Origin of the sequence: Pedobacter ginsengiterrae (assembly GCF_039537385.1) — a bacterium.
In the GTDB taxonomy this organism is placed as follows: domain Bacteria; phylum Bacteroidota; class Bacteroidia; order Sphingobacteriales; family Sphingobacteriaceae; genus Pedobacter; species Pedobacter ginsengiterrae.
Genome location: NZ_BAABAK010000015.1, coordinates 240,188 through 264,934, shown reverse-complemented (window position 1 = coordinate 264,934; position 24,747 = coordinate 240,188). Strand labels below are relative to the sequence as shown.

Here is a 24,747-nt window from a genome sequence, read left to right as displayed (position 1 = left end):
TTTAGAATAGCAACTTCAACGATTTTGTAACGATTTAAAGCGCAGGAAGGCCAAAGCTCTAATCCTGATTTAGGTATCAATTGGGAAAATAATTACCCGCCGAAACTGAATATTCGCCGTTTATTATTGTGAACAAGGCCCATCAGGAATTTCCTTGCTAATTTTGATGACTTTAGTAACTACCAGTGTCGAATCAAAATCTGCTGCAACTGTTGCTGTATCAGATTTGGCAAAATACCCTTGCAATTCGACATAAACGGGTTCGTAAGGCTTTTCGAAATTTAAGTTGCTGTAAGAAAGCTCTAAATTTTTAACACTATCTACTACCCAGTATTCTCTACCATCTTCGCACAAAGTAAACGATTTCATTTCAGGACCGAAGCTATAAAGGCCTTTAACAGTTTTAAGGTTACTGCTTTCTACGCTTTTATCGGCTCTGTTACAAGCGGTAAGGGCCACACCAAATAGCATAACGAATACGATTGCTTGTTTAAATGATTTCATGTTTTATAGTGTTTGATTAATCTGATCTATCTTTTTAACGCTTAAATTAGATGACAAAGCAGATGCCAAAAATGAGAAAATACCAACAGTTACAAAAACTAAAATGAAATCTTTCCACTTTAAGCCTATGGGATAGGAACTTATAAGTGTATCATCTCCCATTTTAATTAGACCATAATTGTGTTGTAAAAAGTAAAATACCAATCCAATACCTAATCCCAGTACACACCCCGACATGGTAATCATCATGCCTTCTAAAAGAAATATTCGTTTTATTAGTTTTTTACTGGCTCCTAAACTGCTTAGAATAGCAATATCTTTTACCTTATCAATTACAAGCATGGTTAAAGAGCCAATAATATTAAATATAGCAATAATTAAGATAAATGTTAGAATGATATATACCGCCCATTTCTCAGTATTTAAAATATGGTAAAGTGATCTGTTTTGCTCTGCCCTGTTTCTCACTTCGAAGGCTGATCCCGCTTTTTCTGCAACTTCCTGTTGAAATTTATCGATATCAGTGCCTGGCTGTAAGTTTATCTCTATCGACGAAACATTTTTATCTTCTCCCAAAAGTTCCCTGGCAAAATCAAGCGGTACAATAATTCCGTTATCAAACTCTTGCTGAATTTCGAAAACACCACTAACACGAATGCTTTTGTTTGTAAAATCATCAGCTGGGTTTATCGTATTTACAGCAATACTTTTTTTGGGAGAGAAAATCTCTAACTCCGTAAACGGATCGACTGTGTTTACAGCTAAGTAGGTTTGCAAGGCAGAACCAATTACCGAGCTGTAACCACTTTTATTGCTTAATACAAACCTGCCTTCCAGTAAAGTGCTATCAAGCTTGGGGTTTTTTAAGTAATCGTAGCTTACCCCTTTAACCATACCTACAGCCTGTTTATTGTTATACTTTAATAAAGCATTTTCTTGTAAAACCTCTGTTAAAGAATAAACACTTTTGTTCTTTTTTAGCTCTTTAAAATAATCAGTATGCGGATTAAAAGTTTTACCCTTAGCAGGAAGAATAACTAGTTCGGGCGTAACGGTGTTAAACATGTTTAGTATCGTTACCTCAAGGCCGTTAAAAATCGATAGAATGATAATTAAAGCTGCGCTTCCTACCATAACCCCAACCATAGATATGCCTGATATCAGATTAATTGCATTTGTTGTTTTTTTTGCAAACAAATATCTCTTGGCAATATAAAATGGTGTATTCACTTAAGTTAAATATAAAGAAAAAGGAAGCAGGTTTTTAACTTATACAGCTAAAAGAATGGATTGTTTTGTTTTTCCGAACCAATCGTGGTCGATGGACCATGGCCAGGATAAACTTCACAATCATCGGGTAAGGTGAAAATTTTAGTTTCGATGTTGTTAATTAGTTGCTGATGATTTCCTCCAGGTAAATCGGTACGGCCAATACTTCTGTAAAACAAAACATCGCCGCCGATTAAAAATTTATCAGCTTTACTATAAAAACATAAATGTGCAGGCGAATGACCAGGTGCAAAAATTAAATCTAGAGAACTGTTTCCGAAAAATATGGTTCCAGGTTCTTCTAAAAATGTATCTGGTTCGGGCGAAAGTTCGTAGTGTGAAAATCCCATTTGAGGTGCGTAACCAGGCACAGCTTGTAAAATCGGAAGTTCGCCGATATGGAACTGAGGCTTTAATCCCCAGGTATCAAAAACAAATTTATTGCCGAAAACATGATCTAAGTGACAATGAGTATTTAATAGCAAAACAGGTTTAAGCGTTTTTTCCTTAATAAAATTCGCAAGCTCATTTTGTTCCGATCCATCATACATTCCAGGATCAATAATTACGCATTCACTCGTTTCATCATATAAAACGTATGTATTTTCACTATAAGCGTTAAAGGTGAATATTTTTATATTAATCATGATTTAGTAAATAGGATGGGCGAAGTTAATTCTTCCATTTAAAGGTAGATATCATTTTATCGATATCTTTTTTAATAAATTTTACAACGGGTTCTATGGAGTCGTATTGCGGGCGCTCATTAAAATATAATGCACCTCTAAAATAGTGTTTTGCACTATCTGTTAAAAAAAACTGCACAGATGATGCGGTATTACCTTCAATTGCGTAATAAATGCCGTAAATTTTCCGATCTGGATAGTTAATTAATTTCTGGTCGATTGCGCTTGCTTTTATAGTGTGTTTAAAGGCTAGTTTTCTGGCATCTTCGACCATTTCATCATAAGCAGCCCGATTAGTTACATCATAATAAGTTAAGTGTAAATAGGCATTAAATTGAGTGAAATGCATATTAAACCAATCTTTTTTTACATTTCTGCCCTCATCGGCTTCCATGTTTGCGTAAACAGGATACTCGAAACTAAAAGGAGCACTTCCATCAAACTGCTGATATTTTTTTTCTGGATAAATAATGCGGAAATAACCTTTTGGTTTTGGACTGTACTCGTTGTTTTGACAAGCAGTCATAAACAAAGGCAGAATCAGCGGAAGAAAAAATAGATATTTAGATTTCATGTAATTCTGCTTTAATTGTATTGAAATAACGGAAACTAACGTACATTATTCCAAATACACCAGGCTTTTTCTGCTTGCTTGTATAACATTTCCAATCCATTTTTAATAACAGCCCCTTGTGCGGCCGCTTTCGCTAAAAAAGTAGTTTCTAGTGGATTGTAAACTAAATCGTAAGCAAGATATTCTGCATTTAACAAAGAATAATCAATAGCAGGATAAGTATCAACATTTGGCGACATACCTAATGGCGTTGTATTGATTAATAATTTATGCGATTTTAAAATTTCAGGTGTAATTTCTTCGTATAGCATCGCTCCAGATATTGCTTTTCGAACAACAATCTGGTATTCGATGTTTAACTTTTCAAGCACGTACTTAACTGCCTTTGCCGCACCGCCATCGCCAAAAACTAAAGCTTTTTGATGTTCGGGTGTCAATAAAGGTTTCAACGATGCTTCAAACCCAAAAGCATCCGTATTGAAGCCTTTCATATAAGTATCGCCTTCAAAACTTCTGACACAAATACAGTTTACTGCACCAATTTTTTCGGCAGCTTCTTCAATATCATTTAAAAAAGGTAAAACAGCTACTTTATGCGGAATAGTTACGTTTAGTCCGACAATTGAAGGGTTTTGAGCCAGCAAATCTGGTAAGGAATCAATGTCTTCAATAGGGAAAAGTTCGTATTGATGATTGCTTATACCTTCGTTTTGAAACTTTTCAGTAAAGTATTTTTTAGAGAAAGAATGAGAAAGCGGATAACCGATTAAGCCGTAAGTTTTCATTATTAAATAATTTACGTTATAGCAAGGCACGCAGCAGCCTTAATGCGATAAAGAATAACCCAAATTATTAGATTGCTGCGTGTCTCGAAAAAACGAGATTTCCTATTTTCCTAAATTAAGGAAATGATCGAAAGTGTCACCTCTTAAGCCCAAACGAATGGTTTCTAAAGGAATAACTTCTGCAGGCGCAATGTTGCCAAGGTTTACGTTAGTTCCAATTAATTTGATAAACCAAACTTGTTGCTCTTTTTGAGGTGCTTCCCAAATAATGGTTTCTTCAGGGATTTGAGTTAAAATTTCATCAACTAATCCTTCCCTAACTTCACCACTACCACGGTAAATACCAACATTTCCGCCTTCGCGAGCTTCGGCAATTACTTTCCAAGAACCTGCTTCAAGCTCTGCTTTCATTAATTTGATCCATTTGTATGGGGCAAATATTTTAGCAGCATCTTTACTTCCAACCTCTGAAATTACAGTAACTTGTTTAGCAAGTTCGCTGATGTAATTACATTTTAAGTCGTGCTCAATTTCGATAGAACCATCAGAAACTTCTGCGTATTCCATTCCGTATTGGTCTAAAACACGCTGATAATCTGAAAACTGATTACGAATTATGAATGCTTCGAAAAGTGTTCCGCCAAAATAGGTTGGAATACCAGCACTTTTATATAACGCTAATTTTTCTTTTAAGTTTGGGGTAACGTGTGAGGTAGCCCAGCCTAATTTTACAATATCTGTATGTACGCCAGCAACTTCAATAAAATCTTCTACCTGACGAAGGCTTAATCCCTTATCCATAACCATTGTTAAGCCTTTTTGGCGTGGTTTAGCTGGACGTTCGGGAACGTTTAATAATGGGTAATTCATATGTGTACAAAAGTGGAAAAAATTTTGAGAATTATATGTCAAAATTTTCTCACATGCTTTTTACCTGATGTAACGGTTTATAACGTTTATAATTGCACTATTATCTTGTAGTTGTGGCAAGTATTCGAAAAGAATATAATGCTTATCTGGATCGGTTGTTAAAGCGGTTTCCAAATAGCCTAAAGCATCAGCGTAATGGCCTAATGCAAATAAATAAGCCACCATTCGGTAATATAGCTCTGCAGCTTCTGGGTTGTTTTTTATCGCCTCGGCCATGGTTTCCGATGCTTCTAAAAGTTTTCCTTGCTCATATAGAACCGTACTAAAGTCTAACCATGCTTCAATATCTAGAGGATTATATTCCAAAACTTTATCGTAAGCCGCAATAGATTCCTCAATTTGATTCAATTTATAATGAGCATCTGCCATTGCAAACCAAAAATCTGGATTCTCGGCTTCTAAATCGATTGCCTTTTTATAAAAATGTAAAGATTCAAAATAACGTTCTTCGTGGTTTAATGTTACACCAATGCCAAACCATGCATCGGCCATTTTAGGGTCCATTTTAACCGATTTCTTGTAATAAGAACGGGCTTCATCCATTTTTTCAAGCTTTTCAAAGCACTCACCAATTGCACAATAGGTATCGGCATTCGGTTGTTCGTACTCGAAAGTTTGTTTGTAAACATCAATAGCTTCCTCGTATTTATCTAGCTGAACTAAAGCGTTGCCTTTATTAAAATAGGCAGAACTGAAATCTTCCTTAATTAAAATCGCATAATCGTATGCATCAATTGCTTTTTCGAAAAGATTAAGTTTATGGAAACTGTTGCCTAAATTGTACCATGCAGCATAAGAATACGGATCGGTATCGATATACTGTTGATAAAATTTAATGCTTTCTTCCTGTTTATCTAAAACATCATAGCAAAAAGCCAGTTCGTATAAACCATCCTGGTTTTCCATGTTTTGCTCTAAGCTTAACTTAATGTACGTAATAGCGCTTTCGTAATCAGACATGCTTTGATACACATAAGCAATCTGAAGCAAGATTTCGTCAGTGTTTTCTGCTAAACCTAAAGCCTTTTCATAATTTTCGAGTGCCTCGCTATATCGTTCTGTATTTTGGTAAATATTGCCGCGAAGTAAATAAATATCTGCTTCAGAAGGCTCTAACAGCTCGGCCTTTTGCAACGCTAAAAATGCTTGTTCGTTATTGTTCGTTAAAATAAATAAATGCGCTTGTTTAATTAAAAATACCGTTGCGTACGGGTGTTGACTAACAGCATAATCTACAACCTGCAAAGCTTTAACGGGATCATTTTTTTCAATGTAAAAATCTACAATGTATTCAAAAGCGCCTGCATCGAAAAAGTATTGGTCCTTATTGCGGATCATTTCCTCGTAACGTTCAACTGAACGTTGTGCATCTTCGTTGGATTCAAAAAAGAATTCTTCTTCCATATAATATACTATTAAAGAACCGTGCTAATAAGTAGAAAAACACATTATAAGTTTACAATATTTACCAATGTTGTTTTAAAAAAATTATTAACATTGAAATTGTTTTTCGATGTAAATCATTGAAAACTAACAGTATCAATTATTTTCGAGTGTGTGAATAATCAATGCTTTTTTTCTTCATCGCGGTTCCTTTTCCCTTCTTTCACAAAAATAACATAAATTTATTTGATTAATGGTAATTATGAAGTCATGAAAAGAATAGTCGTTTTAGCACTTATTTGTGTTGTTTTTGGTAATAAGCTGAGGGCGCAAAGCACAGAAGAAGACGCTGTAAAAATAGCAGTTAATAATCTTTTTAATGGGATGAAAAACGGCGATAGCACCTTATCAAGATCTGCTTTTGCCAATGGCGGGATATTGCAAACCATTGTTAATAAAGATGGAAAAAATATTGTTCAGGGCGAGCCAGTTCTAGATTTTTTAAAGTTTATAGGTTCGCCCCACCCACAGAAATACGATGAACGCATTGTGTTTACAAAAATTTTAATTGATGGACCGTTGGCCAGCGTTTGGACAGATTACAAGTTTTATATTGATGAAAAATTTAGCCATTGTGGTGTAAACTCTTTTCAGCTGGTAAAGGGAGAAAAAGGTTGGCAAATTGTTTATATCATCGATACTAGAAGAAAAGATAATTGTAAATCTTAGATTTGATTTATTAATAATTAGAGCATATTAAATATTTATGAGAGCAGATATTCAATCCATATTAAAAAGACTAGGAATAGAGCCCAATAACGCTGCTTATAGTACAGGTAGCGAATGGGGTGGTCATTCGGGTTCAAATTCAATTGATAGTTTTTCGCCTGTTGATGGTGAAAAAATTGCATCAGTAAAAGTGGCAAGCCAGGCTGATTATGAAACTGTAATTGCAAACGCACAAGAAGCCTTTATTTTCTGGAGAACAGTTCCATCGCCAAAAAGAGGGGAGATTGTCCGCCAGTTTGGCGATGCTTTACGCCAAAATAAAGAAGCTTTAGGTACATTGGTTTCTTATGAAATGGGTAAAAGTTTGCAAGAGGGATTTGGCGAAGTTCAGGAAATGATCGATATCTGCGATTTTGCAGTTGGATTATCGCGACAGCTTTATGGTTTAACCATGCATAGCGAACGCCCAAGTCACCGAATGTACGAGCAGTGGCACCCACTTGGTATTGTAGGTATAATTTCTGCATTTAATTTTCCAGTAGCAGTATGGAGCTGGAATGCGGCTTTAGCTTGGGTTTGTGGTAATGTTTGTATCTGGAAACCATCAGAAAAAACACCATTAACAGGTATCGCTTGTCAAAAAATAATTGCTGATGTTTTAAAAACAAATGATATTCCTGAAGGCGTATCGAGTTTAATTATCGGAGATAGAGTGATCGGTGAAATGATGACAAACGATGGTCGCGTGCCATTAATCTCAGCTACAGGTTCTACCAGAATGGGTAAAGCTGTAGGTGCTGCAGTTGGTGCTCGTTTGGGTAAAAGTTTATTAGAGCTTGGAGGAAATAATGCCATAATTATTTCTGAGCATGCTGATTTAGATATGAGTTTAATTGGTGCAGTTTTTGGTGCCGTTGGTACTGCCGGACAACGTTGCACATCGACGAGAAGACTAATTATTCATGAAAGTGTTTACGATGCTTTTACTGCAAAGCTGGTAAAAGCTTATGGTCAGTTAAGAATTGGCGATCCACTCGATCAGCATAATCATGTGGGTCCATTGATCGACACCGATGCTGTAGCCGCTTATCTAAATTCTATAGAAAAATGTAAAGCTGAAGGCGGTAATTTTGTAGTTGATGGTGGTGTTTTAGAAGGAGAAAATTATAGTAGTGGTTGTTATGTTAAACCTTGTATTGCCGAGGTTAAAAACGATTATAAAATTGTTCAGCATGAAACATTCGCACCGATATTATATTTAATTAAGTACAAAACTTTAGATGAAGCCATTGCCTTACAAAATGGCGTTCCTCAGGGTTTATCATCAGCAATAATGACCCTTAACTTGAGAGAGGCAGAACAATTCCTTTCTTTTCAGGGGTCTGACTGTGGTATTGCAAACGTAAATATTGGCACATCGGGTGCCGAAATTGGTGGTGCTTTTGGTGGAGAGAAAGAAACTGGTGGCGGTAGAGAAAGCGGTTCGGATGCCTGGAGAGCATACATGCGCAGACAAACAAATACGATAAATTATTCGCACACTTTGCCACTGGCGCAAGGAATAAAGTTTGATCTGTAAAGCAAATAAAATTGTGATTATGAGATACGAGGCAATCTTCTATCCGTAGGATTGCTTCAAGTTTCGTAATGCTGAAAATGAATAAATTAAAATGGAAAATATAGCTGGAAAAAACGCTTTAATAACTGGAGCTGGAAAAGGGATTGGAAAAGCAATTGCCATCGCGTTAGCTAAAGAGGGCGTAAACGTAGGTTTATTGGCAAGAACACAAAGTGATTTAGATAAACTGGCATTAGAATTAAAAGAATTTGGTGTAAAAATAAGTACAGTTACTGCAGATGTTAGCGATATAAATTCAATAAATGTAGCAGTAGAAAAAGTTCAGTCGGAGTTGGGTTTTATTGATATTCTGATCAATAATGCAGGTATTGGTAAGTTTGCTAAATTTTTAGAATTGGAGCCAAACGCATGGGAAGAAATCATTAAAATTAACTTGCTTGGACCATATTACGTTACCAGAGCTGTTGTTCCGCAAATGATTCAAAATCAAACTGGTGATATTATTAACATTTCCAGTTCTTCGGCCTTAAGTCCAGGGGCAGTAACAAGTGCTTATTCTGCATCTAAAGCAGGTTTAATTGCAATGTCTACTTCTTTGATGCAGGAAATGCGTAAACATAATATTCGCGTAACCTCATTAACGCCGAGTACAACAGCAACAGATATGGCAATTGAATTAAAACTTACTGATGGCAATCCTGATAAGGTAATGCAACCAGAAGATTTAGCCGAACTTATTGTTTCTCAATTAAAATTAAGTAGAAGAGTTTTTGTAAAAGACGCAGGTCTTTGGTCTACAAACCCATAATGTAAAAACGGCAGTAGAATCGCTCTGCTGCCGTTTATCATTAACTAAAAATAAACTATGTATGTAGATTATTAGAAAAGTTTTTCTAATAAGTCGATTTTTAAATCATCGTAACGAGATAAGTTGTTTGCATAAAATGCTTTTGGTGCAACCCTAATGCTTGTGCTTGCTGCGGCAAATTCATCCATTTTCATTTTAGCCTCGCTACCTAAGCTTGCAGTATGATTTTCGGTAGTTCCCTCTAAATTTAATATCGAACCATCTTGAGCAGTTGTGTTTAAATTAACGGTATTTGCATTAATATCTGCCGATGCTTTATCTTTCAAAATAATTTCAAGGTTTAACAAATTGAATTTTCCAGCAGTTGTAACACTGGAAGTGTTTGAAGCTTCGATAGATGTAAGATTGTTTATGTGAGCAATAACAGTCAATGCATCCTTAGAAAAAGAACTGATGCGAAGCTCAGAACCTTGTTGTTGTACGAGTGCATTGCTCGAATAATATTTATCGAAAACTTCGATACTTTCCTTAGCATCCTGAACGATTATAAGTTTTACATTTCCGCTAACTGCGATTTTGGTTATATTTTTAACCTGAGTTAAAGCAGTATAGCTAGAATTATTTTCAGTTGCGTTTGCTACTAATGTTGCGCTGCTTAAAGTAACCATTACTAATGCTGCTGCGAATAAATTTTTGATAGAATTTTTCATGACCTTAATATTTTATATGTTATAATTTCTTTTTTAAATCCCTAATTGTTAGGTTGTTTTGAATATAAGACGGCAATAGTTAGGAAACGTTTCAGCAGAAAATGCTGTATTATACCACAACGGTGATATCATAGACGAACGCCCGTAATATCTATACGAAAAAGAAATAAAATTTTGTAACCTCGACGAATACCAATCGGTGATTGAAGTAAAATCGTTCTTTAACATGACCAGGCTTCAAAAGCCTGTTGTTATGTAACAATAATGTTTTTGTTAAATAATGTTAACAGTTTTTAAACTAAGATATTAGTTTTTATATTCGGTACAGAAACTAATCCTATCTATGAAACGAATATTACTCTCAGCGTGCTTTCTAATTTTTTGTTTTCTATCGGCAAAAGCACAAAATCTACACGGTATTAAAGGTCGTGTTATAGATACCGCATCAACAACAATTTTAGGGGGCACGTCAGTTTCCGTTTTAAATGCTAAAGATTCTACGTTAGTAAAATTTACCCGAGCAGCAGAAAACGGGTCATTTGAGTTGCTTAATATAAAAAATGGCAAGTATATCTTACTGGTTTCGTATCCAAAGTATGCAGATTTTGTCGATCATTTTACATTAGACTCTACTAAGAGGGATGTAGATTACGGCAAAATTAACCTTACAGGCAAGGCCAAACTTCTTGCCGATGTAATCATAAAGGGAAACCGATCGGCAATCAAAATAAAAGGCGATACGACCGAATTCGATCCGCAAGCGTACAATATAGAGCCTAATGCAAAAGTTGAAGATTTGATTAAACAGTTTCCAGGTATCGAAATAGACAAAGACGGAAAAATTACCGCACAAGGCCAAAAAAATGTCAAGGTTTTGGTTGATGGAGAAGAATTTTTTGGGGATGACCCAACCTTAGTCACAAAAAATATCAGAGCAGATATGGTTGATAAGGTTCAGCTATATGATAAAAAAAGCGATCAGGCTACTTTTACTGGAGTAGATGACGGCGAGAAAACCAAAACGCTAAATATTAAGTTAAAGGAAAATGCAAAGAATGGGTATTTTGGTAAAGCCATAGCGGGGGTAGGTACCGATGAGTATTATCAGGGCCAGCTCATGTTTAACAAATTTGCAGGTAAGAAAAAATTCTCTGCTTATGGTTTGCTGGGTAACAACGGTAGGGTAGGATTGGGTTGGGAAGATAGCCAGAAACTTGGAACTCAAAGCGGAACTACTGTTAGTGATGATGGTGGTATATATTTTACCAGCAGCGGCGATGAATTTGAAGGTTGGGGCGGCCAATATAATGGGCAAGGTATTCCAGTTGCTAGAACAGGTGGTTTACACTTTGATAATAAATGGAACAGCGATAAGGAAACCTTAAATACAAACTACAAAATAGGCTCATTAAGAGTGTTTGGGGATAGAAATACAATTAGTCAGAACAACTTATCTACAGGTATCTTCAATAATACATCAACTCAAAATTATGATAATGATATTTTCAGACAAAAGCTTGATGCGATGTATGAAATTAAGTTAGATACAACTTTAACCTTAAAAATTAATCTTGATGGAACGTTGAAAAACAGCAAAACTTTTCAAGATTATGTAACAAGCACCGAGGATGAGAAAAGGTTGTTGAATACAAGCACCCGGACTTTAACAAATGATGCTGACGATAAAATATTTAACATAAACGCATTTTTGACTAAAAAATTAAAGAAGAAAGGGCGTACACTTTCTCTAAATTTAAGTCAATCTGTTACTGATAATAAAACAGATGGTTTTTTAAAGTCTAACAATACATTTTATAAAACAAATCCAATAAGAGACAGTATTGTTATCGTTGATCAGCAAAAAATAAATAGTATAGAAAATAGTGTATTCAAGTCTAACCTGGCTTACACCGAGCCGCTATCAAAAACGCTAACGGTTATTGTTAATTATGGTTTGACTTTATCTAGTGGTCGTTCAAACAGAAAGTCCTATAACCAATCTCCTACTGGAAGATATGATGACTTTGATACAGAGTTTAGTAATGATTACCAGCTTGATCAGGTTATAAATCAAGGTGGTGCGATTTTTAATTATAAGAAAGGGAAAAGTGTTTTCAATGCGGGCTCTAAATTTAGTGGCGTTAACTTTAAACAAGAAGATTTATATAATAAAGTTCGATATGATAGAAAATTCGTGAATTATATGCCACAGGCGATGTACCAGTATAATTTTTCTCAGCAGAAATCTTTTCGTATAAATTATAATGGTAGTACGCAGCAGCCAAGTTTAGAGCAAATTCAGCCAATTAGGGTCAACACCGATCCACTAAACATAACCTTAGGAAATCCTGATTTACGACCATCATTTAGGAGCAATATAAGCGCAAACTATAACTCTTACAAAGTCTTGAGCAGCCAATCTATTTATATTAGTGGTTACTATAGTTTTACAAAAAACCCAATTGTAAGTGATGTAACTACCGATACAACTGGTAAAAGTACATTTCTAGCAGTAAATTTACCTGGAAAAACACCTTCTAACTTTAGTGTTTATTCGAGCATTGGTAGAAAAATATTAGGAACTAACTTAGGGGTTGGATTCAACTTGAATGGAAATACATCTTATAACTTTATTAATAGTGTATTGAACCAAACAAAAAATATGACATATTCACCGCAGATTAATATTAATAGATACAAAGACGGTAAATATAATTTTTATGCTTATTTCGGCCCGCAATATACTACAACTGTAGCTTCTGTTCAGCAAGCATTTAATAGTAATGGATGGGGTGCATCCGGATATTTCTCAGGCTCTATTCAATTGCCAGGTAAATTTGAAATTGCATCTGATGGAGAATATACTTATCGCGGAAAAACACAAGCATTTAACGAATCATTTAAGCAGTTTTTGTGGAACGCAACGATCTCTAAAAAATTCTTCAAGGCACAAAATTTAAAAACATCAATTCAAGGATTCGATTTATTGAACCAAAACCAGGGTTTTAACCGTTCAGCAGCAAACGGTAACATTACACAAAGCAGTTACAGAACCATCAGAAGATATTTTATGTTCACAGTAAGCTGGGATTTCACTAAAATGGGCGGCGGCGTTAAACCTCAAAACTAATTATTATGAAAACAACGTTAAAACTTACATTCATTTGCGCAATTATTTTTATTGCTGATAATTGTTTAGCACAAAATGTACACTTTGTAAAGAATGGAATTATCGAATTCGAAAAGCGATCCAACATATATGCGCTTATTAAAAAACGCATAAATAAGAATAACGAAAGTTATATGAATCAGGCTTTTGATAATTATAAAAAAAACAACCCCCAATTTAAAGCTGCAAAAAGTACACTAAAATTTAACACTGATAAAGGACTATATAGGTTCGAAGAGGAATCTACCTCAGGTAACAATAATTGGATTGCAAATAATCCAATTGCTGATTTAAAAAATATTGTTGGTACCGATTTTAAAACCGAAAGCAGCACAACACAAAAAAGTGTTTACGAGGCCACTTACTTAGTTAAAGACAGTGTTCGAAAAATAAACTGGAAAATTACAGATGAAACCCGTGAAATTGCGGGTTACGAATGCCGCAGAGCTAATGCAATTATCATGGATTCTGTATACGTTGTAGCTTATTATGCAAATCAGATCGCTGTTTCGGGTGGTCCAGAATCTTTCGCAGGTTTACCAGGAATGATCCTTGGGCTTGCTTTGCCGCACGAAAACATTACCTGGTTCGCCACAAAAGTTACCGAAGTAACCGTTCCGGAAAAAGAATTGTTACCACCAACTAAAGGTAAGCCAGTTGATAATGCAGGTTTGAAAAAGGTTTTAATGGCTGCAATGAAAGACTGGGGTGAGTGGGCACAACCCGATCTCAAGGCATTTTCGCTATAAACATTTCATTGAAATTATGCTTAATTTTAGCCTGATTTCTCAAAGCTAAATGTATAACGAACTTTTTAACCATATTAACAGATTTATAGATTTGAAGAGCGATGAGCAGGAAATACTTGCCTCGTTATTCAAATCTTTTTCTTTTAAAAAGAAAGCTTTCTTGCTGGAGCAAGGCCAGGTTTGCAGAGCTAATTATTTTGTTGTAAAAGGTTGCATAAGACTTTATTTTATAGATATAAAGGGCGCTGAACAAACTACACAATTTGGCATCGAAAACTGGTGGCTTACCGATCTTACCAGTTTCTTATTTCAAAAGCCTTCCGAGTTTTTTATTCAGGCCGCAGAAAACACGGAAGTAATTGCAATAGACCAACATGACTATGATGAAATGTTCAAAAAAATACCAAAAATTGAAAGGTATTTCAGACTAGTCCTGCAAAAGAATCATCAGGCTTCTCAAAGGCGAATCATGTTTTTATACAGTTTCACAGCCGAGGAAAGGTATCACCATTTTAACGGCTTATTCCCAGAGTTTGTACAACGTGTTCCGCAGTATATGTTAGCCTCTTATTTAGGGTTTACACCAGAGTTTTTAAGTAAAATCAGGGCTAAGAAATAATTAATATCTGCTTAAAAAATCCTGATAAGCTAAAGCAATGCCTTCCTTTAATTCGATTTTATGCTTCCAGCCTAAACTATGAAGTTTTTCTACATCCATTAATTTACGTGGTGTTCCATCTGGTTTACTGGCATCAAAAACCAACTCTCCATCAAAACCAATTACTTCCTTAATTAAAAGTGCTAAATCTTTTATGGTTAAATCATGGCCAACACCAATGTTAATTAAGTTTGGCTCATTATAGGTCTCCATTAAAAAATAACAAGCATCGGCTAAATCATCAGCAAATAAAAATTCACGCATGGGAGCGCCAGAGCCCCAAACCGTTACTTGTTTTTCGTTGTTAATTTTTGCTTCATGCACTTTACGAATTAAGGCAGGTAAAACGTGCGAGTTTTGAGGATGATAATTATCGTTATAACCGTATAAATTTGTCGGCATTACAGAAATAAAATTGCAGCCATACTGGTCGCGATAAGCATCGCACATTTTTATACCGGCAATTTTTGCAATTGCATAGGGTTCGTTAGTTTCTTCTAATAGGCCAGTTAACAGATATTCTTCCTTTAGCGGCTGTGGAGCCATCTTAGGATAAATGCAGCTTGAGCCTAAAAACATTAGCTTTTCTACACCATTTAAATAAGCGTTATGAATTACATGGTTTTGAATGGCCAGGTTTTCAAAAAGAAAATCAGCTCGATAAGTGTTATTGGCAACAATGCCCCCAACTTTGGCAGCTGCCAGAAATACATATTCTGGTTTTTCTGATGCGAAGAAATCGGTTACTGCTTGCTGATTACGAAGATCAAGTTCGGCAGAAGTTCTGGTTAAAAGATTGGTATAACCTTCTTTTTGCAGTTTTCTATAAATGGCTGAGCCAACCATGCCGCGGTGACCTGCGACATATATTTTTGCATTTTTTTTCAATGGGACTTTCTATGTAATATCAAAAATACGAAATGATTTATAAATACAACTAAGAAAAATAATAAGCTGATAATCGATTTAATTGTATTTTTGTCAAAAAAAACTTTTGGGTAAAGATAAATTAAGACGATTTGCAGAAATAGAGACGTTTGCAAACGTATATCAGTTAGAAGAAGGCAAGCCTTTAAAAGGAAATTGGGCTAAGGAACACTTTAAAAATGACAATCCTGTTGTATTAGAATTGGCTTGCGGTAAAGGCGAATACACGGTTAATTTAGCGCAGTTATTTCCTGATAAAAATTTTATTGGTGTAGATTATAAGGGTAACCGAATCTGGCGTGGCGCTAAAACGGGAATTGAGGAAGGCATTAACAATGTTGCTTTTTTAAGAATTCAAATCGAGAATTTATTAGATTATTTTGCTGATGGAGAAATTGATGAAATTTGGATAACCTTTCCAGATCCGCAACCTCAGGATAGCCGCGAAAAAAAACGTTTAACTTTTCCTGCATTTTTAAACAGGTATAAGCAGGCTTTAAAGCAAGGTGGTAAGGTTAATCTTAAAACAGATAACGATCAGCTTTATGCTTACACTTGCGAAAAAGTAGAAGAATTGGGGTTAAAAGTCCATAAAAATACAGATCACCTGTACACATCAGAATTTGCTGACGAAGTTTTATCAATTAAAACTTATTACGAGAAAAAATATTTGCTGCACGATAAAAACATAAACTACATTCAATTTTCATTTGAATAATGAATACTAACTTTTACGAACAGGTTTATGAAATTGCCAGGTTGGTTCCCAAAGGAAGGGTAACCTCTTATGGCGCCATCGCTAAAAGTTTAGGTGCTGCAAAATCTTCCAGAATGGTAGGTCACGCAATGGCTTTTGCAGGTACTGCGCATCCAAAAGTTCCTGCGCACCGAATAGTAAACAGTACTGGTTTGCTAACGGGTAAGTTTCATTTTAGTCCTCCAGAATTAATGGAAGAACTGTTGGCGAAAGAAGGTGTAGAAGTGAAAAATGATAAAGTAGTAAACTTTAAAAAGGTTTTCTGGAATCCAATTGATGAAATTACCTAGTAATTAATGGAGGTGTTTTCTGGTAATCGGTAAGGGTGAAAATGATTAAAATTAAAAGGCCTAAACAGGCAAAATAGATTTCATCAACCAAGTTTCCCTTAAAAAATGTAAATGCCAGAACTACCAATAAAATACTTACGGCTACCTCAACTAATCCGTGCAGTTTTAGATTTACAATTTTAAAAATACCGCCACTAAAATCAGTAATTATGGTTAGTAAAAAGTGGATTACCCCTAAAGCATAACACAAAGTTGCTGCCGAGCTACTAAGTTCGAAAATACTGGGTGATGCCAATAATGCTATAATCAGAACAAAATCTAAAATGGCGTGAAATTTTGAGGTAATAATTTTCATGGCGTTTAGTGGTTTGTTGTATAAACAATTAACTTGTAGAAAAAAGATTTAAAAAATTATAATGGGAAAATTAATAGAACAATTTAATGGCTATCGCGAAAAGATGAACGATAGAATAATGGAAACAGCAAACACCAATATCAAGCGTTTTTTTGCTTTAGATACTACTTCTTATGCTGAGGGTGCTCTGGATGTTAAAACTAAGGAGATGCTGGGCTTAGTAGCCTCGATGGTTTTGCGTTGCGATGACTGTATAAAATATCATTTAGGTAAATGCCACGATGCAGGCGTTAACAGCGATGAAATGAATGAAATATTTATGATTGCTAACCTTGTTGGTGGAAGTATAGTGATACCACATTATAGAAGAGCCGTTGAATATTGGGATGAGTTGAATTCGGCTGAGTAACAGCTGATTCAATTTATTATTTCTTAATCTCGTTATACGCCTTAATCAGTTCAATTACATCGCGACTGTTTAAGGCGGTATTTGCCTCAACTTTTTCTTTCATAGCTGGCTGGTCGCCTAATTTTTGAAGAAGAATGGTTTTTACTTCAGCTTTTCTAAGGTCGTCTGTAATTGCTTTAATTGGGATTTCCTGTAAAGGTCCTGCTCCAGGTTTTTCAATAAAATACCTTACGACGGGAGCCCCTGCAGGTCTGTCTGGCACATTGCTTCTGCCACCACCAATACTTACTCCGCCACCCATTCCCATGCCGCCATAACCACCTGTTCCTGTCCCAATTCCAATTGAAGGCCTGAATCTAACATTCTTTTCTTTAACTGGCGGCATTAACATCTCGCCTCCAAAAGCATATAAATTTACCGTACCCATTTCAATTAATTTAACAAAGCGGTACTCGAAATTCTTTTTGTTAGCAAATCCTTTGCTTAAATAACTATTACCATTCCAAAAAAAATTCTTCACTTCTTTTGCAGGAAGAATTACATCCGTTTTATCATTCTCACTAATAAAAACAGAAAAATAATCAGTTCCTTTTATGGTGCCGCGAATTACATCATCATTATTTTTCACAATAAAATCCTGCGCAGCAACAGAAAAAATGCTTAATAAAAATAAGGCAGTAAAAAAGCTAAGAATCTTCATAGTAAAGGTTAACAATTAGGATAACGCAATTTTAATGCTTTTGGCACATCATTCCTAAAATTTCATGCGTTTTAGTTTCGTCAGATTATTAACTTTGGTTAATTTACTAAGCTGATAAATTCAGTTTATCGGCAATCATTAAATCTGTGTAATCACATGAATAACAAAAAACTTTTTCTTTTAGATGGAATGGCGTTAATGTACAGGGCGCACTTTGCATTAAGTAAAAATCCACGCTTTACCTCAACTGGTATAAATACATCGGCTGTAATGGGCTTTGCCAATACACTACTCGATGTTTTAAAGAAAGAAAAGCCAACACATTTGGCCGTAGTTTTTGATACCGAAGCCCCAACAGAAAGACATACAACCTTTGAAGCATACAAAGCACAACGCCAGGCTATGCCCGAAGATTTAGCGGCTGCAATGCCTTATGTAATTAAGTTGATTACTGGCTTTAATATTCCTGTAATTACATCAGATGGATATGAAGCCGACGATATTATCGGTACGCTTGCAAAGAAAGCAGAGCTAAGAGGCTATCAGGTTTATTGCATGACGCCTGATAAGGATTTTGCGCAATTGGTTTCAGAAAATATTTTCATTTATAAACCTGCCAGAATGGGTAACGATATGGAGATATTGGGCGTTAAGGAAATTCTTGCAAAATGGGAGATCGAGAATGTCCTGCAGGTAATTGATATTTTAGGATTGTGGGGAGATGCAGTAGATAATATTCCAGGAATTCCAGGTATTGGTGAGAAAACTGCAAAGGCTTTAATTAAGCAGTATGGTTCGATGGAAAACATTATTGCCAATTCGCACGAACTTAAAGGTAAACAGCGTGAAAATGTAGAAAACTTTGCTGAACAAGGTTTGCTCTCTAAAAAATTAGCAACCATATTGTTAGATGTTCCTGTTGAACTGGATGAAGCAAATTTAGAACTCTGCGATCCGAGCCGCGATTTATTAGAACCCCTATTTACTGAGTTGGAGTTTAGAACCCTGGGCCGCCGTGTTTTTGGTGATGAATTTTCGGTTACCACTGCAAAATTTCAGGAAGGAACACAAACCGATTTATTCGGTAATCAGCGAGGAGAAGCCATTCAATATACCAATACCCTTGAAGAAGAACCTGCTGAAAAACTTCCTGCCAAAACAATAGAAAATACAGCGCATGATTATCAGCTGATCGAAACAGCTGCGCAAAGGGCCGATTTAATAAAATTGCTTTTAACGCAGGATCGAATTTCCTTTGATACTGAAACTACTGGAACCGATGCAAATACGGCAGACTTGGTTGGCTTGTCGTTTTCAATAAAAGCTGGAACAGGATATTACATTCCAGTTTCCGAAGCTCGTGCAGAAGCACAGGCAATTGTTGACGAATTTAGAGTGGTGCTGGAAAATGAAAAGATTGAAAAAATCGGTCAGAACACCAAATACGATATCCTGGTTTTTAAATGGTATGGTCTACAGGTTAAAGGAAAACTCTTCGACACCATGTTGGCACATTACTTAATCGATCCAGATACCAGGCATGGAATGGACGTTTTATCTGAAAACTATCTTGGTTATTCCCCGATTTCCATTACGAAGTTAATTGGCCCTAAAGGTAAAAATCAGGGTACAATGCGTGATGTACCTGTAATTGATGTTGTAGATTACGCAGCAGAAGATGCAGATGTGACCCTGCAGTTAGCACAGGTTTTTGAACCAAAACTAAAAGAATTAAATGCGGCAAAATTAGCCGAAGAAATAGAGAATCCGTTAGTTTATGTATTAGCCGATATCGAAAAGGAAGGCGTTCGGATAGATATGGATACCCTTAGAGCCTATTCTTTAGAATTACAAACGGAGATTGCAAAAGCAGAGCAAAGTGTTTATGAAAAGGCGGGATTGAAATTTAACCTGGCATCGCCAAAGCAATTAGGCGAGGTGTTATTTGATAAACTTCAACTCGATCCAAAAGCCAAAAAGACTAAAACAGGCCAGTATCAAACAGGTGAAGATGTTTTAACAGCTTTAGCGAGTAAGAGCGATATTGTACAGGATATATTGGATTTTCGTCAAATGCAGAAGCTTAAATCAACTTATGTAGATGCGCTGCCATTAATGGTTAACCCAAAAACCGGCCGTGTTCATACCTCATACAATCAAGCCGTAGCCGCAACTGGCAGATTAAGCTCAAACAATCCGAATCTGCAGAATATTCCAATTCGCACCGAGAGAGGGAGAGAAGTTAGGAAGGCCTTTATCGCGAGAGATGAAAATCATATCTTGTTATCTGCCGATTATTCTCAGATTGAGTTAAGAATTATAGCCGAAATCAGTAAGGAAGAAAATATGCTCGATGCTTTTACAAAGGGTATCGATATCCATACAGCAACTGCAGCAAAGGTTTATGGAATTAGCATCGAAGAAGTAGATGGCACACAAAGAAGGAATGCAAAAGCAGTAAACTTTGGTATTATTTACGGGCAATCAGCTTTCGGCTTATCTCAAAACTTAGGGATTCCGCGTAAGGAAGCAGCAGAAATTATTGAACAGTATTTCGCTCAATATCCTGGAATAAAACGCTACATGAGCGATACCATGAACTTTGCAAGGGAAAACGGCTTTGTAGAAACCATTATGGGTAGAAGACGTTATTTAAGAGATATTAATTCAGCAAATCAAACAGTACGCGGCTTCGCAGAGCGAAATGCAATTAATGCACCAATTCAAGGTTCTGCTGCAGATATGATAAAAATTGCAATGATTAATATTCATAAAGAAATGATTGCCCAGAAACTTCAATCAACCATGACTATGCAGGTGCATGATGAGTTGGTTTTCGATGTTTTAAAATCGGAAAAAGAAGTAATGAAAGCCATCATTCAGGATAAAATGACTAATGCAATTAAACTTACCGTTCCGATTGTGGTAGAGATTGGTGAAGGCGAAAATTGGTTAGCCGCACATTAACTTATGAAAAAGATTCTGATTTTAGCACTCAGTTTGATCTCTTTATCTGCTTTAGCCCAAAAAAGTGATACTTTATACAGCTATACCAATATTGGCGGTAAAGATGTTAAGAAGTTAGAAAAGGCTGTTGCCGTTTATAAAATATATAAGGGTGAAAACTCAAGCTGGATTAAAACAACTTCAGATAAAAATCTTGTTCTCCTTAAAAAGGAAACCTTTGCTGATGAAAAGTTACACATCTTAGATGGCCCTTATTTCGAATATCAGAATGGAAAAACTAGTCTTTCTGGTTTTTATTTAGAAGGTTCGAAAACTGGAATTTGGACAAGGTACTATCCAGAAGGAAATCCTATGGAAGTGCAAACCTTCACCAGTAACCTGTTAAACGGTTCATATTCTTCTTTTTATCTAAATGGGAAGAAAATAGAAGAGGGCACCTATGTTAATGGGAAAATGGAAGGGGATTGGAATCTTTACAACGAAGAAGGCCAACTAAAATCCATTAAGGTTTTTAAAGATGGGGTGCTCAACGAAAATGATGAGCGCCAAAATAAGCTGCTAAATGTAGCGCCACCGAAATTCCCTGGAGGAATGAAAATGTTTTACAATTATTTGGGAAGAAGTATTAGATATCCCAGAGAAGCATTGGAATCTAAAATAATGGGTAAGGTTTACTTTCTGATCACAATTGATAAAGAGGGAAAAGCGAAAGATTTTAAAGTAATATATTCACCAGATCAAAGCTTAACCGATGAAGCCAGAAGAGTGGCCTTAGGTTCGCCAAAATGGATACCTGCAACTGAAGATGGAAAATCAGTTGACATGATTCAAACGCTAAGCATAAATTTTAGCATGAATTAAATCTAATAATTTATTATTCCTATCTTCATTAAATCTTCATCCCAATTAATCAATTTTATATCAACAAATAAACGAGTAAAACAAAAAATTAGGAACATGAAAAAATTATTGAGTTTAATCGCAATCGCAGCATTTGGTTTATCAACAGCATTTGCTCAAACACCTGCAACAACAGCACCAGTTAAAGCTAAAACTGCAGTAAAAAAAGAAGTTAAAACTACTGTAGCTCCTGCAAAAGCTGCAACTAAAATGGAAGCTAAAAAAGTAGAAACTAAAACTACCACAACAGCTTCGAAAATGAAAGCAGACGGAACGCCTGATATGCGTTTTAAAGAAAATAAAGGTAAAGCAGTAACAAAGGTTGCAGGCCCAACTAAAAAAGATGGCACAGCAGATATGCGTTACAAAGCAAATAAAAAGAACTAGGTTTAGGTTTATAATTTGAAAGGTCCCGACGAAAGTTGGGACCTTTTTTATTTTACAACGTTATCGTTTCGCCAATAGCTGGCAAAAGTAAAGTTTTATGCTCCCGCTTAAATTTGTCAGATGCTTCTTCGGTATCAATTTCAATAACTGGAAAAGTATTGTAGTGTACACCAATTACTTGATCACACTCTAAATATTTAGTAGCTACCAAAGCATCATCAACATCCATTGTGTAGTTTCCGCCAATTGGTAAAATAGCATAATCTAAGTTATAAATATCTGCTAAAACCTTCATTTCAATGGTTAAACCAGTATCTCCGGCAAAGTAAATTTGCTTACCATCAACCTCTAAAACAAAGCCAGCTGGATTTCCACCGTAACTTCCATCTGGTAAGCTAGAGGAGTGCGTAGCAACAACCATTCTAACCTTGCCCCAATCGAAGGTAAACTTGCCGAAATTCATCTCATGCAGCTTTTCTACACCCTGCGCTTTTGCCCATGCAGCAACCTCTGGCATAGCAATAACCGTTGCTCCAGTTTGTTTTGCTAACAATGCTAAATCAGCAACATGGTCGCCGTGGCCATGGCTTACTAAAATATAATCGGCCTCAATAGCTTTAATATCTATACGCTTAGCTAAAGGATTATGCGTTATAAACGGATCGAATAAAAGCTTTTTGCTTGTTGTTTCCAGCAGAAAACAAGATTGGCCGTAATAGGTAAACTTCATAATATCGAGATTTTAACTTGTGAAAAGGAATTTTTTTAATGTGTAGGGCTTATTGGCCAAACATGCCGCCTAAACCGCCCAGCATATCTTTCGTGGCCGATTGCATTTCAGTTGCACTAACTTCCTCTGCAGTGGCCAAAGTCTTATTAACAGCCGTTAAAAGTAATTCTTCAAGTTCTTCCTTATCAACTGTTTTTAAGAAATCTTCATCAATCGTAATCGCTGTAATGGCCTTGTTTGCTGTAGCAGTAACTTTTATGGCACCATTTTCCACCTCGCCGAATACCGAAATGGTATCCAAACGTTTCTTGATTTCTTCGGCTTTTTGTTGTGCCGCAAATAACTTATCGAACATAATATTAACTGTTTTATTATAAAACGAAATTAAGGCTATTTGTTTTCAGTTTATGTAATTTTTTTTAGAAAAGCAGGTTCCTGTTACAATAGGTTTCAGCAGTCCCGTGTTTCGCTAAACTCTCCCGAAAATCGGGATTCATATCGCTGCACCCAGGTTTATTGCACTCAGGTTAGTCGTTATATCGAATGTTCCTAAAACCTAATCTTCATCGCTGCCAGGTAAACTTCCGTTGCCATGATATGCACCTTTACGAATAATAGGCATGTTAAAATGTTTATATAAATCATCCAAATGCATTAAACTGCCATTGGTTAAGTTTCCTAAGAAAATAATAACAATGTTTTTATCTAAATCGCGAACATAAATATGACGGAAACCATGCCACCAGCCTGTATGGTAAACCACCTTATCCATTTTATCTCCTTCAAAAAGCCTCCAGCCATAACCGTAGTTAAAATGACCATTTACAGGTTTGTTACGACCAACATAAGAAGAATCTAAACTGTTTTTCGATAAAAGTCTTCCGTTTTTCAGGTATTTATCAAACAATACTAAGTCGTGTACCGTGCTGTAAATTCCTTTATCGCCTACAGGCCCATCTAAAAAGTTTTGTGCGACCGAATATTTCCAGGTTCTGTCATGCCCAACAACATCAACAGGTATTTTCTCATATTCCGAAGTGCTGTAAACATGCGTGTTTTTTAAACCAGCGGGTTTAAAAACGTGTTCCATCATATATTGCGAATAGCGTTGACCAGTAACTTTTTCGATAATTGCACCCAATACCATAAAGTTTGAGTTATTGTAATGAAAGCGATTATCAGGTTTAGTGTATGGGTTCGGTTTTTTCTCGGCAATAACATTCATTACATCCTGATTGGTTACCCCTTTCTTCATCGGACGTTTCTCTTTGCGCCAGATATCGTCAATGAAATAAACATAATTCATCATGCCGCTGCGGTGGCTCAATAAAAGCTTTACCGTAATGCCTTCATAAGGAAAATTAGGGAAGAATTTTTTTACATTATCATCTAATGAAAGCTTTTTTGCTTCAACGAGTTGCATAATTGCTGTTCCGGTAAAGGTTTTGGTAATCGAGGCAAGCTCAAACTCCGAATTTATTTTAAGGCTATCGCGATGTAGGTAATCTGCCCACCCTATAGCTTTTTCATATAGAATTTTCCCATCCTTCGCAACAAGCATATTGCCGTTAAAGCCATATTTTTTGTGCAAATTATCTACAAAATCAGCGATCCATTTATCGCCTTTGGCTGGGTTGTAAGCAATTAATAAACTGTCTGCTTTGTCGTCTTCTTTAACACGAACTTTTGCATCAGCAGCTTTTTTTTCTTCAGATTTTTCGCTGTTACAAGCAGTTAAGAGGGTTATGGAGATGGCAAATGCAGAAACTATATATCGAAAATTCATTTATTC

At 35.9% G+C, this 24,747-nt stretch carries 26 protein-coding genes; 12 read left to right on the top strand and 14 right to left on the bottom strand.

What is annotated here, in order from left to right:
• Positions 1-123: 123 nt before the first annotated feature.
• The 7 genes from ABD692_RS14250 to ABD692_RS14220 form a co-directional block, all read right to left on the bottom strand.
• A complete protein-coding gene (locus ABD692_RS14250) occupies positions 124-504 on the bottom strand; it encodes a hypothetical protein (RefSeq protein ID WP_316755188.1) in 381 nt (126 codons plus the stop codon).
• A gap of 3 nt (positions 505-507) precedes the next feature.
• Positions 508-1,734: an ABC transporter permease gene (locus ABD692_RS14245; protein ID WP_316755191.1), complete on the bottom strand. Its 1,227-nt coding sequence runs from the start codon at positions 1,732-1,734 to the stop codon at positions 508-510.
• Positions 1,735-1,781: 47 nt separating this feature from the next.
• The gene (locus ABD692_RS14240; RefSeq protein WP_344768039.1) at positions 1,782-2,420 is read right to left on the bottom strand and encodes an MBL fold metallo-hydrolase; all 639 of its coding nucleotides are present in this window, start codon (positions 2,418-2,420) and stop codon (positions 1,782-1,784) included.
• A 25-nt stretch (positions 2,421-2,445) separates the two neighbouring features.
• On the bottom strand, positions 2,446-3,033 hold the full coding sequence (gene gldD / locus ABD692_RS14235; protein WP_344768037.1) for a gliding motility lipoprotein GldD: 588 nt from the start codon (positions 3,031-3,033) through the stop codon (positions 2,446-2,448).
• 35 nt (positions 3,034-3,068) lie between these two features.
• Positions 3,069-3,818, bottom strand: a complete 750-nt coding sequence (locus ABD692_RS14230; RefSeq protein ID WP_344768035.1) for a shikimate dehydrogenase family protein — start codon at positions 3,816-3,818, stop codon at positions 3,069-3,071.
• Between the two features lie 102 nt (positions 3,819-3,920).
• Entirely contained in the window at positions 3,921-4,688 is a 768-nt protein-coding gene (locus tag ABD692_RS14225) for a phosphosulfolactate synthase (RefSeq protein WP_316755200.1), read from the bottom strand.
• A 60-nt stretch (positions 4,689-4,748) separates the two neighbouring features.
• Complete coding sequence (locus ABD692_RS14220) at positions 4,749-6,152, bottom strand: tetratricopeptide repeat protein (RefSeq protein ID WP_344768032.1); 1,404 nt, start codon at positions 6,150-6,152, stop codon at positions 4,749-4,751.
• Positions 6,153-6,401: 249 nt separating this feature from the next.
• On the opposite strand from ABD692_RS14220, the gene ABD692_RS14215 reads away from it, so the two are divergent.
• From ABD692_RS14215 to ABD692_RS14205, 3 genes are all read left to right on the top strand, one after another.
• The gene (locus ABD692_RS14215; protein ID WP_344768030.1) at positions 6,402-6,860 is read left to right on the top strand and encodes a beta/alpha barrel domain-containing protein; all 459 of its coding nucleotides are present in this window, start codon (positions 6,402-6,404) and stop codon (positions 6,858-6,860) included.
• A 37-nt stretch (positions 6,861-6,897) separates the two neighbouring features.
• On the top strand, positions 6,898-8,439 hold the full coding sequence (amaB, locus tag ABD692_RS14210) for an L-piperidine-6-carboxylate dehydrogenase (protein ID WP_344768028.1): 1,542 nt from the start codon (positions 6,898-6,900) through the stop codon (positions 8,437-8,439).
• Positions 8,440-8,530: 91 nt separating this feature from the next.
• Entirely contained in the window at positions 8,531-9,247 is a 717-nt protein-coding gene (locus tag ABD692_RS14205; RefSeq protein ID WP_344768026.1) for a 3-ketoacyl-ACP reductase, read from the top strand.
• A 71-nt stretch (positions 9,248-9,318) separates the two neighbouring features.
• On the opposite strand, the gene ABD692_RS14200 is transcribed toward ABD692_RS14205, so the two are convergent.
• Positions 9,319-9,957: a GIN domain-containing protein gene (locus ABD692_RS14200; RefSeq protein ID WP_344768024.1), complete on the bottom strand. Its 639-nt coding sequence runs from the start codon at positions 9,955-9,957 to the stop codon at positions 9,319-9,321.
• Positions 9,958-10,300: 343 nt separating this feature from the next.
• Between ABD692_RS14200 and ABD692_RS14195 the strand changes: the two genes are divergently transcribed.
• Genes ABD692_RS14195 through ABD692_RS14185 form a run of 3 tightly spaced genes read left to right on the top strand, consistent with a single transcriptional unit; the run spans position 10,301 to position 14,494 of the window.
• Complete coding sequence (locus tag ABD692_RS14195) at positions 10,301-13,087, top strand: outer membrane beta-barrel protein (RefSeq protein WP_316755213.1); 2,787 nt, start codon at positions 10,301-10,303, stop codon at positions 13,085-13,087.
• A 5-nt stretch (positions 13,088-13,092) separates the two neighbouring features.
• The gene (locus tag ABD692_RS14190) at positions 13,093-13,875 is read left to right on the top strand and encodes a GLPGLI family protein (RefSeq protein WP_344768022.1); all 783 of its coding nucleotides are present in this window, start codon (positions 13,093-13,095) and stop codon (positions 13,873-13,875) included.
• Positions 13,876-13,924: 49 nt separating this feature from the next.
• Complete coding sequence (locus tag ABD692_RS14185) at positions 13,925-14,494, top strand: Crp/Fnr family transcriptional regulator (protein WP_344768020.1); 570 nt, start codon at positions 13,925-13,927, stop codon at positions 14,492-14,494.
• Here the strand turns inward: ABD692_RS14185 and fcl are convergent, their stop codons facing one another.
• Positions 14,495-15,421 (bottom strand): GDP-L-fucose synthase, encoded by a 927-nt coding sequence (gene fcl, locus ABD692_RS14180; RefSeq protein ID WP_344768018.1) that lies wholly within the window; start codon positions 15,419-15,421, stop codon positions 14,495-14,497. It lies immediately after the preceding gene.
• Positions 15,422-15,527: 106 nt separating this feature from the next.
• On the opposite strand from fcl, the gene trmB reads away from it, so the two are divergent.
• Entirely contained in the window at positions 15,528-16,178 is a 651-nt protein-coding gene (trmB, locus tag ABD692_RS14175; RefSeq protein ID WP_344768016.1) for a tRNA (guanosine(46)-N7)-methyltransferase TrmB, read from the top strand.
• The gene (locus ABD692_RS14170) at positions 16,178-16,507 is read left to right on the top strand and encodes an MGMT family protein (RefSeq protein ID WP_344768014.1); all 330 of its coding nucleotides are present in this window, start codon (positions 16,178-16,180) and stop codon (positions 16,505-16,507) included. The genes trmB and ABD692_RS14170 overlap by 1 nt, the downstream gene beginning before the upstream one ends.
• Here ABD692_RS14170 and ABD692_RS14165 read toward each other — a convergent pair.
• Positions 16,500-16,862, bottom strand: coding sequence for a hypothetical protein (locus ABD692_RS14165; protein ID WP_344768012.1), 363 nt, complete (start codon positions 16,860-16,862; stop codon positions 16,500-16,502). The two genes, ABD692_RS14170 and ABD692_RS14165, sit on opposite strands and share 8 nt — an antisense overlap.
• A gap of 61 nt (positions 16,863-16,923) precedes the next feature.
• Between ABD692_RS14165 and ABD692_RS14160 the strand changes: the two genes are divergently transcribed.
• A complete protein-coding gene (locus ABD692_RS14160) occupies positions 16,924-17,271 on the top strand; it encodes a carboxymuconolactone decarboxylase family protein (protein WP_316755227.1) in 348 nt (115 codons plus the stop codon).
• A 16-nt stretch (positions 17,272-17,287) separates the two neighbouring features.
• On the opposite strand, the gene ABD692_RS14155 is transcribed toward ABD692_RS14160, so the two are convergent.
• Positions 17,288-17,971: a hypothetical protein gene (locus ABD692_RS14155; protein WP_344768010.1), complete on the bottom strand. Its 684-nt coding sequence runs from the start codon at positions 17,969-17,971 to the stop codon at positions 17,288-17,290.
• A 156-nt stretch (positions 17,972-18,127) separates the two neighbouring features.
• Between ABD692_RS14155 and polA the strand changes: the two genes are divergently transcribed.
• The 3 genes from polA (at position 18,128) to ABD692_RS14140 (ending at position 22,225) form a co-directional block, all read left to right on the top strand.
• Positions 18,128-20,938, top strand: coding sequence for a DNA polymerase I (gene polA, locus ABD692_RS14150; protein WP_344768008.1), 2,811 nt, complete (start codon positions 18,128-18,130; stop codon positions 20,936-20,938).
• 3 nt (positions 20,939-20,941) lie between these two features.
• Complete coding sequence (locus ABD692_RS14145) at positions 20,942-21,799, top strand: energy transducer TonB (RefSeq protein ID WP_344768006.1); 858 nt, start codon at positions 20,942-20,944, stop codon at positions 21,797-21,799.
• A gap of 96 nt (positions 21,800-21,895) precedes the next feature.
• Complete coding sequence (locus ABD692_RS14140; protein ID WP_316755234.1) at positions 21,896-22,225, top strand: hypothetical protein; 330 nt, start codon at positions 21,896-21,898, stop codon at positions 22,223-22,225.
• A gap of 52 nt (positions 22,226-22,277) precedes the next feature.
• Here ABD692_RS14140 and ABD692_RS14135 read toward each other — a convergent pair whose 3' ends face one another.
• From ABD692_RS14135 to ABD692_RS14125, 3 genes are all read right to left on the bottom strand, one after another.
• Complete coding sequence (locus tag ABD692_RS14135; RefSeq protein ID WP_344768004.1) at positions 22,278-22,955, bottom strand: metal-dependent hydrolase; 678 nt, start codon at positions 22,953-22,955, stop codon at positions 22,278-22,280.
• 49 nt (positions 22,956-23,004) lie between these two features.
• Positions 23,005-23,310, bottom strand: coding sequence for a YbaB/EbfC family nucleoid-associated protein (locus tag ABD692_RS14130; RefSeq protein ID WP_316755237.1), 306 nt, complete (start codon positions 23,308-23,310; stop codon positions 23,005-23,007).
• A 201-nt stretch (positions 23,311-23,511) separates the two neighbouring features.
• Positions 23,512-24,741, bottom strand: coding sequence for a serine hydrolase domain-containing protein (locus ABD692_RS14125; protein ID WP_344768000.1), 1,230 nt, complete (start codon positions 24,739-24,741; stop codon positions 23,512-23,514).
• Positions 24,742-24,747: the final 6 nt, after the last annotated feature.